The following is a 15790-nucleotide window of genomic DNA, read 5'->3' as shown; positions in this document are numbered from 1 at the left end:
TTTTTTGATGAATAGTTATTTTGATGTCGGCAATTCTTTGTATATTATCTCAATAACTATTTACCTCAATAACTGTTTATCTCAATAACTATGTTCCTTATAAGCAGACATATATTCCCTTGGTGATCGACCGGTCATTTTTTTGAAAAATAGGATGAAAGCACTATCACTGGAAAACGCTAATTCATTAGCGACAGATGACAAATTTCCCTGTTTTGCCAGTAATTCTATAGATTTGATCAAACGCCACTGTTGCCGCCACTGCTGGTAACTGAGTCCTGTTTCTCGGCGAAATATCCGACTGATGGTTTTCTCACTGGCTCCGATATTCATGGCAAGTATTTTGAGCGGCGGCGGCAGTGTGGTCAGAGGAATACGGGCCAAACGACGGTCAAAAGGGAGCGGTAATAGTGTCGGTTCTCTTTTTGCCTGATGGATTTCATCAAGACAAACAGCCAATAGATTAGCAGCAGATCCATGTAACCAATCTATATTAAAGGGAGCCAGCGCTATTCGTTCTAATATTGCACGTAACAGAGGTGTAACTTCCAATACCTCAACGTGTTCCGCTAAATATCCGATCTGATTTACATCTAAATAAATCGAACGATACCCGACAGAGCCTTTCATTTCTGCTCTATGAATAATACGTGGTGGAATCCAGGCAACCCGAGTTGGTGGAAGTATGCATAGGTGATCTGCCAGGGTGATATTAATGCACCCTTGTTGGGTAAATAATAATTGCCCCATCTCATGTTGATGAAATCCTGAGTCATGCTGACCTAGTTCAGCCGCGATCCCCACTACCGGTAAGCCAAGGCTATCAGGATCAAAATTATCATCACGAGAAAGCCATGTCATATTTATGTCCTATTTAATAAACAAATTGTCTTCATTATTATAATGTGACAATTGATGGAGTGCTAATTTACGCTTATTGTCTAACTGATTAAGAAAATACAATGCAACGTAAAATTGGACTTGTGCTGGCAACAGCGTTAATGATGTTTCCACAAATTGTAGAAACCATCTATAGCCCGGCGTTAACCGATATCGCAAAGGAATTTAAAGTGAGTGCCGAACAAGCCGCTCAAACTTTATCTTTATATTTTTTTGCTTTCGCCATCGGTGTGGTGATTTGGGGGCGTTTGTGTGATCTCATAGGAAGACGGCCAACGATATTGAGTGGATTATTACTCTATAGCGGCGCTTCATTAGCGGCATTACTAAGCCGTCAGTTTGAGTTGTTATTGGCGGCCAGAATGTTATCTGCATTTGGGGCCGCAGTAGGCTCGGTAGGAACTCAAACAATAATGAGAGATTCTTATCAAGGAAGTGAATTAGCTCGCGTGTTTTCTATCATGGGGGTCGCTTTGGCAGTAAGTCCGGCAATTGGCATGATAAGTGGTTCTATTTTGGTGTACTTCTGGGGATATAAAGGCGTTTTTGTGGGGTTGTCTTTACTCGCGGTATTACTGTCAGGTTGGGTTGCTATTTATTTGCCTGAAACCCGTCCGGTAGCCGTGGCGATAATACCACTCACCAGTACTTTACTTATGATGCTCAAGGATATGGCAATTTGGCGTAATGCCCTGTTGATAGCCCTCTTTAACCTATGTTTGTTCAGTTATTACCAATTAGCTCCATTTAATTTTGAACGGTTAGGATTCTCTCCTGAGATGTTTGGTTACACAGGATTATTTTTGGCATCGGGAGTAGGCATTGGCGCTTGGTTGAATAAATTCTTGCTGAACAAACAGTGGAGTTCATCAAATTTAGTGTTGCTTGCTGCTGTTATTGTTCTGATTGGCGGCGGATTGATAATGGTTCTGGAAGATACCTGGTTGTTTATTCTGCCTATGGTTTTGATTGTTGTGGCCTACGGAATCGCAATTCCTAACATCCTGGCTTCTGCATTGAGCAATTATACGGATAGATTGGGAACGGCAGGGGCGCTATTAGGCTTGCTTTACTATTTGATATTAGGCGGCGGTTTGGCGCTAGCGGGTTGGAACCAACATCTTGGTGTTGTCTTGATATGTTGTGGTTGTTTTATCTTATTGTTGGCTGTAACCAATTATTTCATTTTAATGAAAGCTGAAAATAACCTATCAGTTACAGAATGACCTGACATTGGGAAGATTTGGAATTATGGTAAACCAATCAGGCAAAAGAAAGGTTCAATGCAGATTTTATAATTGCCAGGCAACTAAATAATCTGCATTTTATTGCGTAAGGCCCCCAAAATTCGGCATTACTTTTTTTGGTTTGGCAAAAAAGGCACTTTACCAAGAGGTACAGCGCCTTTTTTAATGAACTAACTTTAGTAATTAGTTCATGCCATATTTTTTCAATTTCTTACGCAGTGTGCCACGGTTGATGCCCATCATCAGGGCAGCGCGTGTTTGGTTGCCACGGGTGTATTGCATCACCATGTCCAACAATGGCTGTTCCACTTCAGCCAATACCAGCTCATACAGATCATTAACATCTTGACCATTTAGTTGAGCAAAATAGTTCTTCAGTGCTTGTTTAACTGAATCACGTAAAGGTTTTTGAGTTACCTGATCTTGTGAATTTACAGTAGCAACGGTTAGTACGTCAGAATTTACGCGTTGTTCGAACATAGTTCTGTCAGCTCTTTTCTTTATATTACGCAAAATTTTCGAAATATGCCCCCAACACCTCCAGCTGTTCGCTGGCATCCTCTATGGTGTTGAATGTGCGCCGGAACTGGTCATCAGGAGCATGTTCCCGGAGATACCAAGATACATGCTTACGTGCGATACGGGCTCCCTTGCCTGGACCATAAAAGTCGTGCAATTCCCGTATATGCTCGTTCATCAAATGCTGCACTTCGCCAATCGGCATCGGTGACAGCAGTTCTCCTGTTTCCAGATAATGCTGGATTTCCCGGAAGATCCAGGGTCTTCCCTGAGCAGCGCGGCCTATCATCAGGGCGTCAGCCCCGGTGTATTCAAGCACTGCTCTGGCCTTAAGCGGGTCAGTAATGTCACCATTGGCAATAACCGGAATGGCAACAGTCTGCTTAACTGTCCGAATATTGTCGTACTCTGCTTCTCCGTTAAATAAGCAGGCACGAGTCCTGCCGTGGATCGTCAGAGCTTGAATACCACAATGCTCGGCCAATTGGGCAATCTTTACACAGTTTTGTTCTTCTGGCGACCATCCAGTGCGAATTTTCAGCGTAACAGGAACATCTACTGCGTTTACAACGGTAGAAAGAATTTTTTCCACCAATTCTGGGTAACGCAGTAAAGCTGAACCTGCCAGCTTACGATTCACTTTCTTGGCTGGACACCCCATGTTGATATCAATGATCTGAGCACCATTAGCGACGTTGATCTTCGCTGCTGCTGCCATTTCATCAGGATCACTCCCAGCAATTTGCACGGAACGAATGCCCAGTTCGTCACTGTGAACCATACGTAGCCGGGATTTGTCTGTCTTCCAGACCTGTGGGTTGGAAGAGAGCATTTCCGATACTGTCATGCCTGCACCCATTTTGTAACATAGCGACCGAAACGGACGGTCAGTTATGCCAGCCATTGGGGCCGCAATAAGACAGTTTTTCAGCTGGTATTGTCCGATACGCATAAACGAAGAAAGAGTGGCCATACTGTGACTGCAAGGGCGCGTATATTACGCATTTTTCGCAAAATATGAAAGGCCAAACTTTGAGCAAATCGCCATTTGTTACAACTTTTTTCCAACTTTTCTTCTGGGATAAACATAATTATTCATAAATAACATGGTGTTATATGTTATTGGTAAAGTTTGTCACTTAGGATATTTCTATCAGCAAGTTTGCTGATAGCACGGATTACCATCAGTAAGCGATCAAAATTCACACTTGAAATAGTATCAAAATAAAATAATTTTAATTTGTTACTAATTTTACCCCGGATATCCGACACCACTCTTCCTGCTCCGCAACAGGATCGATTGCGAATTTATCAGTATAGGCATGAATAACACTTTCTGCCTGATTTGTTAAAATACCCGATAGACCTAACAGGCCGCCCGGTTTTGGTAATGCGCCAATGACAGGGGCGAGTTCACGCAGAGGGCCTGCCAAAATATTAGCAATTACTACATCAGATTCAAGATCGGTTGGTGCATCTTTCGCCAAATATAGCGTTAAACGCTCCAGAACGCCATTACGTTCTGCATTGTCTCGGCTGGCCTGAATAGCTTGTGGGTCGATATCTATGCCAATAGCGTGCGTTGCACCGAGTTTTAGCGCAGCAATTGCTAGTATGCCGGAACCGCAACCAAAATCGATAACCGTTTTACCTTCCAGATTGAGACTGTCCAGCCATTGCAAGCATAATGATGTGGTTGGGTGGGTGCCTGTACCGAAAGCCAGTCCAGGGTCCAGCATAACGTTGACTGCGTTTGGGTCCGGGACATCGCGCCAGCTTGGACAAATCCACAAGCGCTCGCCAAAACGCATTGGGTGGAAGTTATCCATCCATTCACGCTCCCAATCTTTGTCTTCCAATTGTTCGATTTTATGAATAAATCCTTCACCCAACTCAGGAACTTGTTCGAGCTGGCTGATTACAGCTTTCATATCGATTTCAGCATCATACAGCCCAATGACATCGGTATCTCCCCATAAACGGGTCTCGCCCGGCAGGGGTTCGAATACAGGATTATCGTGGCTGTCTTGAAAGGTGACTGAGACTGCGCCATTTTCCATCAGAGTATCTCCAAGGGATTCAGCGAGCTGTCCTGTGGTATTTAATCGAAGTTGTATCCAAGGCATAAAAAATTTTCCTTTAATGAGGTCTGAGCGCTTTTTGCGGTAATCGCTGACCGAGGGTATTGCCCATCCAGAAAGCCAACAGGCTAAGTAGCAATGATGGCACGATCGGGTGGAAGCCCAATAGATTGATATTGAAACTCGCGAGCAAAGTATAGCTTGTTGCCCCTGTAATCATTGAACTGATAGCGCCATAGGTATTGGCTTTTTCCCAATACAGGCCTAGGACTAATGGCCAGAGGAATACGGCTTGTAAGCCGCCGAAAGCCAGTAGATTCAGCCAGATAATCATCTCGGGTGGGCGCCAGGCGGCTAAAAGCAGCAACAAACCAAGAATCAGGGTAGAAAAACTGGAAATCCGGGCTAGTTTTTTTTCCTGTACGATTTGTTGTGGAAACAAATTTAGATAGAGATCTTTGACGATTGTTGCAGAAGATTGCAGCAGTTGTGCATTAATTGTGGACATAATGGCGGCCATCGGCGCGGCCAGAAAAATTCCAGCGGCGAATGGCGGCAATACAGTGATCATCAGCGTTGGGATCACCTGATCGGGAATGGTCAAATCAGGAATAATGGCTCGACCAATTGCGCCAGCTAAGTGCATACCAAACATCAGGATTGTCATGACGATAGTTCCGATGATGATCCCACGATGAACAGCTTTACTATCGCGGTAGGAGATGCAACGGACCGCGGTGTGAGGCAATCCGATTACCCCAAAACAGACCAGTACCCAGAACGATGCCATGAAAGGCCCGTCAAGGATATGGTCTGCGCCTTGTGGGGAAACCAGATCAGGATTAATTGCGCGTAATGTGGTAACTGCTTCCGACAGACCGCCTGCCTTATAGATAATCGCTACCAGCAGTAGAACAGTGCCTAACAGCATTACCAGCCCTTGTAGGGCATCATTGAGGACACTCGCTCTAAACCCTCCAAATGCGGTATAGAGAGCGATAGAGATACCGAAAATCATTAATCCGGCGCCATAAGGGATACCCGCAGCCGTTTCCAGCAGGCGTGCGCCGCCAATAAACTGAACGGTCATCGCGCCGACAAAAGCGACTAAAAGACTGAGGCTGGCAAACCAAACCAGAAAACGACTGCCGTAACGGGCATACAACATGTCATTAAGGGTAACGGCATTATAGCGACGGGCGAGAATGGCGAATTTCTTACCTAACACTGCCAAGGAAAGCCATATTGCCGGCAACTGAATCAGCGACAGCAATACCCATCCCAGACCATATTTATAGGCTGCTCCCGGTCCGCCGATAAATGAGCTGGCGCTGATATAGGTGGCGGTAATGGTCATTGCCAATACAAAACCGCCCATTGAACGGTTGCCAAGGAAATATTCAGTCAGGAAGGGGCCTTTCTGGTGGCGTCGATAAGCGTAAACTGACAGCAGAAATATTAATGCAAGATAGCCAAGCAGAGGTAAGATAACTTCACTTTGCATTCTCATCCTCCAGCGGGACTTCTTTGAAAATAAATTTCACCATTAACCAGCAGAAGATAATGAATACAACTGGTAGTAACAAACATGCCATTTCAAACCAGCGAGGTAAGCCGGTGACACCGGGAGCTTCGCTGGGTAAATAGGCTGTCAATAGCCAGCCAATAAGATAAGCAAGCGTTAGAAACACGGCCCAAAGTGCTTCTTTGTGGGATTGAACAAATCGTCTGTCCATTCGTTCTTCCGGTAATTAAATAAGATGAGAAGGGAAGGATTGTACGGCAAGATGCGAATTCATTCAGGAAAAATGTGATATGTGGTCAATAGCCTAAAAATAGCAACGGACAAAAAAGAGAGAATTTGTTTATACACTCTTTCAGACCGCTGACAAACCTCGTTGAAAATAACGGGGTTTCTTTCATTATGAATCAGCTTGTCAAGCGAGAGCGTTTCTGGCGGGAAAGTCTGGGGAAAAGGTATTCTTAATATGGCGGCCATCTCTGTCGGGTGAGAGGAATTTAATTAAAGCAAAGCGCTGGATAAAAAAACGGCGCTTTGTCAGTAATCCGAGCAGGCCATGTCCATATACAGCCCATATATGGACTCATCGGTGATTTGGGTATATTCTTTCATTGGTAGTTGTATTTCATTATTGGAGAACGCTATGACCCTATTTACTTCGCCACGCATAACTACAGTATCAGCATTCAAGAAAGAACTGGCTTCTATGGATGTTTCCGACCCCGTAATCGTCACGCAAAATGGAGAACCTCTCTACGTGGTTCAAGATCCTGTTCAGTTTGAAATGCAGCAGGAGCAGATGGCCCTGTTACGACTGCTATCTTTTGCTGAAAAGGACGTGCAAGCAGGCCGAACGGTTTCATCTGCCAACCTTAGGGCTGGGCTGAAAGGATTGGTTGATGAGATTTGAGTACTCTTTTGCATTCCGGGACCAACTTCATGATCGGTTCTACTATTTGGCAAGACATATAGGCCAAGTCGCTACTCAAGAGCTTCTTGATAGTTTCATTGCTGGATTTGAGGGAAGGGTAAACGACCATCCTGAAAGCACTCCATTATGTATAGAAGCAGCAGATCTTGGTCTCACCACTTATCACGATTATGTTGACTCCAAACTCCAGTTGAGAGCTATTTACCGTTTTTCTGAGTCAGAAGGTATCGTTTATCCATTACTGTTTTTAAGTACCAAGCAAAGTATTAGGCAGGCGCTTATTCAATACTGTCTACGCCACTAAAACCGAGGAGATGACGTTCAGAAAGCGGGTATAACTCAACAGAGTGGGAAAGTCTTGTTGGTGATATCGTCGAACTAATCCACAGTAGAAGTTTTTAAAATCCCGATAATGTGACATATGAAAGGCAATCACGATGGTCGTATCGCCATGTCGATCTCAAATTCTGGATGTCCGACCAGAAGCCAGAGAGTCACTTCTTGTTCAGCTTTTGCCAGCGCTGGTACACCTTGATAGCGCTTTCGTCCTTCTTTTGGATCATGGGCAAGCGGCGTTCCTCGATGGGCTTCGCGTACTCTGCGTAGAATGTATCCAGCTCGAAGTACTTGCGATCATCCTTGTAGAATGGTGCGTAGTCTTCGCGTGTGGTGATGTAGATAACCTGTTTCGGGCTACAGTAGTAGAGCGAGCCTAGGCACATAGGGCAGGGGCTGGCGAGAATGTAGATATCGCAGTCGGTCAGGTGCTCGGTCCCGAGCTTCTTGCACGCTTCTCGTACAGCCAGGATTTCCGCGTGTGCGGTCGGATCGCAGGTCTGTGCTACCAGGTTCGGGCTTTCAGCTATGATGTCGCCGTCACGTACGATCACGGTGGCGAACGGCCGGCCCCCTTGCTCCACATTTTTCATCGCAAGGTCGATAGTGCGTTTTACAAAATTCATAGGAAAAACCTCATTAAAAATAGATTGAATCAAAGCGTGGTTGCCGACTCAGAGAGTTCGTGCTGGAATTTCAGAAAGCCTTTGATGATCTCTTTCATGGTTGATCTCTGTGTCGTGTAATGAAAAGATGGATTGAAGATTACTTTCGGATATCCATAAGGTAAAAGACTGATTTACTATGTACTCCATAGGCATACCTTATGGAGATCCACATGCTTTTACGACATATCAACTACTTTCTTGCCGTGGCCGAGCACCACAGCTTCACGCGTGCCGCTACAGCTTTGCATGTGTCTCAGCCGGCATTGTCGCAGCAGATTAAGCAGCTTGAGGAAACCCTTGGGGCGCAACTGTTTGATCGGACCGGACGTGCCATGCGGCTGACGGATGCTGGCGAGGTCTATTTCCGCTATGCGCGACGGGCATTACAGGATTTGGAGGAAGGAAAGCGGGCGATCCACGACGTTGCCGATCTGAGTCGCGGTTCTCTGCGCGTTGCCGTCACGCCGACGTTCACGACTTATCTTATCGGCCCCTTGGTCAAGTCGTTCCACAATCTCTATCCCAACATCACGTTAACGGTTCGGGAGATGTCGCAGGAGCGCATTGAAGAGCTTCTGGTCGATGACGAACTTGATGTCGGGATCGCGTTTGATGAGATCCACTCGCCTGATATCGATGCACAACGACTTCTGGTGGAGACGCTAGCGCTGGTCGTTGGTAAGGAGCATCCCCTTGCAAAGTGTCGAACGATGAGTCTGAAAGCCTTGAACAACGAGTCTCTGGTTCTCCTCACGTCCGAATTCGCTACACGGAAGCAGATCGATCGTTATTGTAGGCAGAACGACATTTGTCCCCGCGTTTTGATGGAGGCCAATTCGCTAAGCGCTGTCATTGAGATCATCCGACATACAAGCCTTGCCACGTTGCTGCCGGCAAAGATTGCCTGTGATCGGGAGGAATTGGTTTCGATTGTTCTAACCCCCTCACTGCTACAAAGAACGGCGGTTCTCATGCAGCGAAAAGGAGCTTACCAGACGGCCGCGGCGCGGGCGTTTATCGAGCTTGCGCTGGAATATTGATGTTGGTGTTACTATTTTTCTAATTGATATTAAAATAAGTTTATTTTTGTAAAAGTTAATTATTGCATAAGTTGTATAAAAGCATCTCACTATCTGGAGAAATTATATATAGAGTAAAAAATTATTAATTTAAAGAGTGGGTGGGTTTGGTGAGACTGTAATTTAAATAGTGTAAAGCCAGTTTAAATTACAGGCTCCCACTTTGAATTTTATCATGAGCAGGTTTTAAACTGTTATTTAAAGTCACTGTTTTAATTTAGGGTTTTAATCAGTTAGTGTTTTAACTATTTGTTACCACTTTTACCACCTGATTTTTATTAAGTTTAATCACTATAGGATATCGTGTTTTACGTTAAACCAACGTTAATCATACCCTTTACTGACGCTGTTTTACCGGCAATTCCGAGTAGTTTTAATAAATCACTATCCTTGATGTTTTTTCAGATAATCCCCCATTTTTTCAGGGTGTTAATCCTGCCGGATTAATCGTTTTATCCATTTTTTTATTGCGTTGTTTTTATGTTTTTCTTCATAAAATAACGATGAGAAAGCGCTTTAATCCCCATCTGTTCGGGTAATATTCTTTCCTGATTATCACTTAAATTCAGCTCCCATAGGCGTATACTTAAAATAAGTCTGTGTGGAGGTAAATGAAAATGGCTAAAAATCAGATTCAATTCCAAAAAGGCATTTCTATTCATGAGTTTATTTCATTATATGGTCATGAAGAACAATGCCAGAAACAGGTGTTCGATATGCGCTGGCCTACGGGGTATCACTGCCCTCATTGTGGGCATGATAAGTATTGCCAGTTAAAATCTCGTCTCCTTTATCAGTGCAATCAATGCCATCATCAGACATCTTTGACGGCCGGCACATTGTTTTCTGCGTCAAAATTACCTTTAACTGTGTGGTTTTTGGCGATTTATCTCATGACTCAGGAGAAAAATGGGATTTCTGCACTTGAATTGTCACGTCAACTGGGCATTTCCTACAATGCGGCATGGCGTATGAAACACAAGCTAATGAAAGCAATGAAAGAACGGGATGACGAAAAGCCTCTCGGCGGGTTTATTCAGCTTGACGACGCATACTGGGGAGGGGCTCAGCATGGCCCCCGAGGGCGAGGGGCAAAAGGGAAATGCCCTTTCGTTGCGGCAGTTTCAATGAATGAAAAGGGCCACCCTATGTTCATGCGTTTCAGCGTTGTGAAAGGGTTTAAGACCGAGGAACTGACCCGTTGGGCTAAAGTGCATCTTAAACCAAAATCCCTTGTTATTTCAGATGGATTAGCTTGCTTTCGGGGGATTGAGCAAGCCGGGACTTTCCATTTGCCCCTCGTCACCGGCGGTGGAGCGCAGAGTGTTAAGCTTCCTTATTTTCAGTGGGTTAACACAATGATAAGTAATGTAAAAAATTCGATACGCGGAACATATCATTCGATTAGCAAAAAGTATTTACCTCGTTATCTTGCCGAATTCTGTTTCAGGTTCAATTGGCGCTTTAACCTTAAAAAAACATTCGAACAGCTTATTTATTCATGTATCCGGGCAGCACCTATACCTGAGTATTTACTCAAGCTAGCTGAGATTCGATGGTAATCAGGTATTCTTTTGCATGTTGATTTCTTTTCGACTTTCTTTTAATGGTTGATGACTTCGATTAAATATAATTAACTCTGCTTTTGAAAAGTTGCATGTATTTAGTTAAATCCGCCTTTTATATAAAAGTTTTAATATTTCTGTATTTTAACTTTTAAATGGTAATGGCAGATTAGGTAATTATAAAATAAGCGGAGTATAGCATCGCTGATAAATGCATTAAATATGGCAAGGAGTAAACTGTTTTTTAGCCATTATATTTTGCTTAAAAATCTGGTATTAATCGGAACCTATTTTTTTAACCTTTATCTGATAGATAACAGAGTTAAGCACCGCTAGAAAGGTGCTTGCGATCGCCAAAAAAGAAATAGCTCATTTCTTTAATCATCTTTAATGTTTTTAAACGTTTTTGTTCTTTTTTCCATGTCTAATCTAAAAGCCTCTCAGTTTTTTTAACGATTATCCTCATTTTGCGTAGACTCCTTTCAGGCATGCAAAATCTTTTTTTTGAGAAAATTTTCTTAATACGGTTAATAGATTTAAAAGCCGTTTTTCCTGATATTTTCTCTTCCAATATCAGTATAGTATCGAGTTTTTTACCTGCTTTAAAAAATCTTTAATGACTTTCGGTTTTACCTTTAACGACTAACGTTTTTACTGGTTTTTTCGTGATGCGTTTGCCCTTTTTACAGATTCTAAAATCACACTGATTTTACCTCAAGGTGGGTTTTTAAAGTGGTGGTAAACTCCGTTTGGCGAACAGAACTCGATTAAAACAAAGTGTCGGCTAAAAAGCGGCGTTTTGTCAGTAATCTGAAGGAGCGTTTAAGCGCTCCTTCAGAGGTATTGATGTCATTAAACCGGTTTTAAGTTTCCTGTAATCCCAGTTTTTTCTCCAGATAGTGGATATTCGTGCCACCATTCTGAAAGTTTTCATCATTCATAATCGTCTGTTGAAGCTCGATATTTGTTTTGATGCCATCAATGATCAATTCTGCCAATGCGTTTTTCATACGGGCAATGGCATTGTCTCGATTTTCACCGTAAGTAATCAGCTTACCAATCATTGAATCATAGTAAGGGGGAACGGTGTAGCCAGCATAAATATGCGATTCCCAACGTACGCCAAATCCACCTGGTGAGTGGAAGCGGGTAATTTTACCTGGGCTTGGCAGGAACGTTTTCGGATCTTCGGCGTTGATACGACACTCAATAGCGTGACCACGAATAACAACATCTTTCTGCTTAATTGAGAGCGGCATACCTGCGGCAATCCGCAATTGCTCTTTAATCAGGTCAACACCGGTAATCATTTCTGTAACGGGATGTTCGACCTGAATACGGGTGTTCATCTCAATGAAATAGAATTCGCCATTTTCATACAGGAATTCGAAAGTACCGGCGCCACGATAGCCAATTTCGATACACGCGTTAGCACAGCGTTCACCAATGCTGCGACGCATTTCTGGCGTGATGCCTGGTGCAGGGGCTTCTTCGACAACTTTCTGGTGACGGCGTTGCATAGAGCAATCACGTTCAGCCAGATAAATGGCTTGACCTTGACCGTCGGCCAATACCTGGATCTCAATATGACGTGGATTCTCAAGGAATTTTTCCATGTAAACCATATCGTTGTTGAAAGCGGCTTTTGCTTCCGCACGGGTCATATTGATTGATTGTTCCAGATCTTTATCGCTGCGGACGACGCGCATACCGCGACCGCCGCCGCCGCCAGACGCTTTGATGATGACAGGATAGCCGATGCGTTTAGCGAAGGCTTTGTTTTTCTCTGTGTCATCAGACAATGGGCCATCAGAGCCAGGTACACAAGGAACGCCCGCTTTTTTCATCGCATTGATAGCAGAAACCTTATCACCCATCAGGCGGATCGTTTCTGCTTTTGGACCGATAAAAATAAAGCCAGAACGTTCAACCTGTTCAGCAAAATCTGCGTTTTCAGACAGAAAACCGTAGCCAGGGTGAATAGCCACAGCGCCAGTGATTTCTGCCGCGGAAATAATTGCCGGGATATTCAGGTAGCTTTTTGCAGAAGCTGCCGGGCCAATACAGATAGTTTCGTCTGCCAGCAGGACGTGTTTTAAGTCACGATCCGCAGCTGAATGTACCGCAACGGTTTTGATCCCCAACTCTTTACAAGCTCGCAGGATACGCAGGGCAATTTCACCACGGTTAGCAATTACAATTTTATCAAGCATGGGAACGCCTCGTTATTCGATGACGACCAATGGCTCGTCAAATTCAACGGGTTGACCGCTTTCCACAAGAATCGCTTTAACCACACCTGCTTTGTCGGCTTCGATCTGATTCATCATTTTCATTGCTTCAACGATGCAGAGGGTATCACCTACATTGACACGGTCGCCGATGTTGATAAATGGTTTCGCATCCGGGCTAGGCGTACGATAGAAGGTTCCTACCATTGGGGAACGAACAACGTGACCGTCGATTGCCGCCGATCTGTCGCTGATTGTTTCTGGTAGAGCCTGAGAAGGCGCGACAGCACTAGCCAGCGCAGGTTGTTGCGCTTGAACGGGAATATATTGTTGAGCTGCCGGAAAACTCTGGGGGGCTAATGCGCGGCTGATGCGCACTGACTCTTCCCCTTCAGAAATTTCTAGTTCAGAGATGCCAGATTCTTCAACCAGCTCGATCAGTTTTTTTATCTTACGAATATCCATGAGTGTGATTCCGTACTCTTCTGTTTAATTAGTTGAGTTTTGGCAAGCGGTTTACCGCTGCCTGTAATGCAAAGCTATAGCCATCTACCCCTAAACCGCAGATTACACCAACAGCAAGATCTGAAAGATATGAGTGATGACGAAATGGCTCGCGCGCGTGAACATTGGAGAGGTGGATCTCAATAAATGGGATCTTCACTGTCAGCAATGCATCACGCAGTGCCACGCTGGTATGCGTGAATGCAGCAGGGTTAATCAAAATAAAATCGGTATTACCCTGTGCAGAATGAATTCTATTTATCAGCTCAAATTCCGCATTGGATTGCAGGTGACTGAATTTGACCCCTAATTGATGGGCCTCTTCAGACAATTTACCGACGATATCACCAAGTGTTAAGTTGCCATAAATATCAGGCTCCCGGGTTCCTAACATATTTAGGTTAGGGCCGTTAAGGAGTAAAATGTGAAACTTGTCTGCCATTGTGCTGGTATCTCCGGCAATTTGTCAACAATGTGCCAACATAATCCGATATTAGCGATTTGTCATCTTTTTGTAACAGCCACTTAGTTCATTTCGGCGATAAAGCGCGACATTATAATGATATCGTAGCATTTAGCAGCTAAATACTGGTCTTATCAGAAAAAATGTCAAGAATAAAACCACTGTACTTTAGAGGCTAATCACAATTCTTAACGAACTCTTACCAATGTACGCCCTGTAACTTGGTTAGCTATCAATTTATTGGCGTATTCCACGGCTTGTTCCAGTGTTATTTCCGTCGTTGCTTGCTGATAAAAAGAAGCCGGTAATAGCTTTTGCAGGCGTTGCCACACGGCAGGTCGCTTGGCTGATGGAACCGTAACGGACTCTACGCCTTGCAGACGTACGTTACGTAAGATAAATGGCATCACTGTTGTTGGCAGATTTGCATTACCGGCAAGGCCACAGGCGGCAACAGTGCCGTTATAGTGAGTTTGAGCCAGTATTGTCGCCAGTACACTATCGCCTACCGTGTCGATGGCTCCGGCCCAAAGTTGTTTTTCCAGTGGGCGAGGTGGTTGGCTAAATTCATGGCGCGGCAAAACCTTTTTTGCCCCTAGAGATAACAAATATTCATGATTTTCTGGTCTGCCGCTAACGGCAACAACGGAATAGCCAAGTTGTGAGAGTAGCGCTATCGCCGTACTGCCTACACCCCCGCTGGCGCCTGTCACAATAACATCACCACTTTCTGGTTTAACGCCGCCTTGTTCCAGGGCGATAACGCACAGCATGGCGGTAAAGCCAGCAGTACCAATGATCATTGCTTGTCTGCTATCCAAACCGGCAGGTAAAGGTGTCAACCATTCCCCTGAAACTCGGGCTTGTTCCGCCAGTCCACCCCAATGATTTTCTCCTACACCCCAGCCGGTTAATAATACATGCTGACCGATATGAAAACGGGGATCTTCGGTACTGTGTACAATGCCAGAGAAATCAATGCCCGGTATCATTGGGAATTGGCGGATAATTTTTCCTTTGCCTGTAATGGCTAATGCATCTTTATAGTTCAGCGTTGACCAGTGAATATCGACAGTAACGTCTCCTTCGGGAAGATGAGCTGCGTCAATTTCTTCAATGGACGCTGATAATTGGTTCTGTTGTTGTTTGAGTAGCAGGGCTTTCATTATCGTTCTGTTCTCTGTAATTGATTTGTCATTCAATTAAGGATAGATAAAAATGGGTGATTTACATAAGGTATATAAGAAAAAATAAAGTGTTGATGGATTATAAAACAGAATTTATTTGCATTTTTATCTGTAATCCCATTGTCATATTCCAGCTTTGTTGCATATGGCGTTCTATTTCAGAAAATTCTGTTTTTTATTATTTTTTAGCAGAAAGTGTTGTATTTTAGTCACAGTTTATTACATCATTAATTTGTTCACTACACAGACTACGTACTTGCAGTTAAGTATAGGTAATGGTGAGCCGAAGTATGAATTTATAGGTATGCGCTTGATGTGAACTTACCGGAATAGCTACTGGTCAAAAAGCAGCAGCGGATTTAGCCGGTACGGTACCAGTGGCGCCATAATGCTAAATTATGCAAAATCAGGTGGTTCTTGCATTTCGTTACCTGATTATCACTTAAATTCAGCTCCCATAGGCGTATACTTAAAATAAGTCTGTGTGGAGGTAAATGAAAATGGCTAAAAATCAGATTCAATTCCAAAAAGGCATTTCTATTCATGAGTTTATTTCA

At 43.9% G+C, this 15790-nt stretch carries 16 protein-coding genes and 1 pseudogene; 5 read left to right on the top strand and 12 right to left on the bottom strand.

Annotation, left to right across the window (positions count from 1 at the left end; all coding sequences use genetic code 11):
- Positions 1-81: 81 nt before the first annotated feature.
- On the bottom strand, positions 82-861 hold the full coding sequence (locus EAE92_RS19240; RefSeq protein WP_214069242.1) for an AraC family transcriptional regulator: 780 nt from the start codon (positions 859-861) through the stop codon (positions 82-84).
- 101 nt (positions 862-962) lie between these two features.
- Here EAE92_RS19240 and EAE92_RS19235 point away from each other — a divergent pair, with 101 nt between their 5' ends.
- Positions 963-2126 (top strand): multidrug effflux MFS transporter, encoded by a 1164-nt coding sequence (locus EAE92_RS19235; protein ID WP_214069241.1) that lies wholly within the window; start codon positions 963-965, stop codon positions 2124-2126.
- 204 nt (positions 2127-2330) lie between these two features.
- On the opposite strand, the gene fis is transcribed toward EAE92_RS19235, so the two are convergent.
- The 5 genes from fis to EAE92_RS19210 all read right to left on the bottom strand — a co-directional run bounded on the left by fis (position 2331) and on the right by EAE92_RS19210 (position 6483).
- Positions 2331-2627: a DNA-binding transcriptional regulator Fis gene (gene fis / locus EAE92_RS19230; RefSeq protein ID WP_010847912.1), complete on the bottom strand. Its 297-nt coding sequence runs from the start codon at positions 2625-2627 to the stop codon at positions 2331-2333.
- Positions 2628-2652: 25 nt separating this feature from the next.
- Entirely contained in the window at positions 2653-3618 is a 966-nt protein-coding gene (dusB, locus tag EAE92_RS19225; RefSeq protein ID WP_214069270.1) for a tRNA dihydrouridine synthase DusB, read from the bottom strand.
- Positions 3619-3901: 283 nt separating this feature from the next.
- On the bottom strand, positions 3902-4792 hold the full coding sequence (prmA, locus tag EAE92_RS19220) for a 50S ribosomal protein L11 methyltransferase (RefSeq protein ID WP_214069240.1): 891 nt from the start codon (positions 4790-4792) through the stop codon (positions 3902-3904).
- A 13-nt stretch (positions 4793-4805) separates the two neighbouring features.
- Entirely contained in the window at positions 4806-6251 is a 1446-nt protein-coding gene (gene panF, locus EAE92_RS19215) for a sodium/pantothenate symporter (RefSeq protein WP_214069239.1), read from the bottom strand.
- Positions 6241-6483, bottom strand: a complete 243-nt coding sequence (locus tag EAE92_RS19210; RefSeq protein ID WP_046395112.1) for a YhdT family protein — start codon at positions 6481-6483, stop codon at positions 6241-6243. Before EAE92_RS19210 ends, panF begins: the two co-directional genes overlap by 11 nt.
- A 342-nt stretch (positions 6484-6825) precedes the next feature.
- Between EAE92_RS19210 and EAE92_RS19205 the strand changes: the two genes are divergently transcribed.
- Complete coding sequence (locus EAE92_RS19205) at positions 6826-7179, top strand: type II toxin-antitoxin system Phd/YefM family antitoxin (protein WP_246545301.1); 354 nt, start codon at positions 6826-6828, stop codon at positions 7177-7179.
- On the top strand, positions 7169-7504 hold the full coding sequence (locus EAE92_RS19200; protein ID WP_105394663.1) for a plasmid stabilization protein: 336 nt from the start codon (positions 7169-7171) through the stop codon (positions 7502-7504). The genes EAE92_RS19205 and EAE92_RS19200 overlap by 11 nt, the downstream gene beginning before the upstream one ends.
- Here EAE92_RS19200 and EAE92_RS24760 read toward each other — a convergent pair.
- Positions 7499-7642: pseudogene (locus EAE92_RS24760) on the bottom strand (IS982 family transposase); the annotation flags it as partial. The gene EAE92_RS19200 and the pseudogene EAE92_RS24760 overlap by 6 nt on opposite strands.
- 52 nt (positions 7643-7694) lie before the next feature.
- Positions 7695-8162 (bottom strand): nucleoside deaminase, encoded by a 468-nt coding sequence (locus EAE92_RS19195; protein WP_040149294.1) that lies wholly within the window; start codon positions 8160-8162, stop codon positions 7695-7697.
- Positions 8163-8374: 212 nt separating this feature from the next.
- On the opposite strand from EAE92_RS19195, the gene cynR reads away from it, so the two are divergent.
- Positions 8375-9244, top strand: a complete 870-nt coding sequence (cynR, locus tag EAE92_RS19190) for a transcriptional regulator CynR (RefSeq protein WP_214069238.1) — start codon at positions 8375-8377, stop codon at positions 9242-9244.
- A gap of 656 nt (positions 9245-9900) precedes the next feature.
- On the top strand, positions 9901-10845 hold the full coding sequence (locus EAE92_RS19185; RefSeq protein WP_214069237.1) for an IS1595 family transposase: 945 nt from the start codon (positions 9901-9903) through the stop codon (positions 10843-10845).
- Between the two features lie 866 nt (positions 10846-11711).
- Here EAE92_RS19185 and accC read toward each other — a convergent pair.
- The 4 genes from accC to acuI all read right to left on the bottom strand — a co-directional run bounded on the left by accC (position 11712) and on the right by acuI (position 15212).
- Complete coding sequence (gene accC, locus EAE92_RS19180; RefSeq protein WP_046395108.1) at positions 11712-13061, bottom strand: acetyl-CoA carboxylase biotin carboxylase subunit; 1350 nt, start codon at positions 13059-13061, stop codon at positions 11712-11714.
- Positions 13062-13073: 12 nt separating this feature from the next.
- Positions 13074-13544, bottom strand: coding sequence for an acetyl-CoA carboxylase biotin carboxyl carrier protein (gene accB / locus EAE92_RS19175; protein WP_036809307.1), 471 nt, complete (start codon positions 13542-13544; stop codon positions 13074-13076).
- A 28-nt stretch (positions 13545-13572) separates the two neighbouring features.
- Positions 13573-14025, bottom strand: coding sequence for a type II 3-dehydroquinate dehydratase (gene aroQ, locus EAE92_RS19170; protein ID WP_214069236.1), 453 nt, complete (start codon positions 14023-14025; stop codon positions 13573-13575).
- 209 nt (positions 14026-14234) lie between these two features.
- Positions 14235-15212: an acrylyl-CoA reductase (NADPH) gene (acuI, locus tag EAE92_RS19165; RefSeq protein ID WP_214069235.1), complete on the bottom strand. Its 978-nt coding sequence runs from the start codon at positions 15210-15212 to the stop codon at positions 14235-14237.
- Between the last annotated feature and the right edge of the window lie 578 nt (positions 15213-15790).

This window comes from Photorhabdus hainanensis (assembly GCF_018448965.1).
Taxonomy (GTDB): Bacteria; Pseudomonadota; Gammaproteobacteria; order Enterobacterales; family Enterobacteriaceae; genus Photorhabdus; species Photorhabdus akhurstii.
The sequence above is the reverse complement of the archived record's forward strand: the minus strand, read 5'-3'. Positions and strand labels throughout refer to the sequence as shown.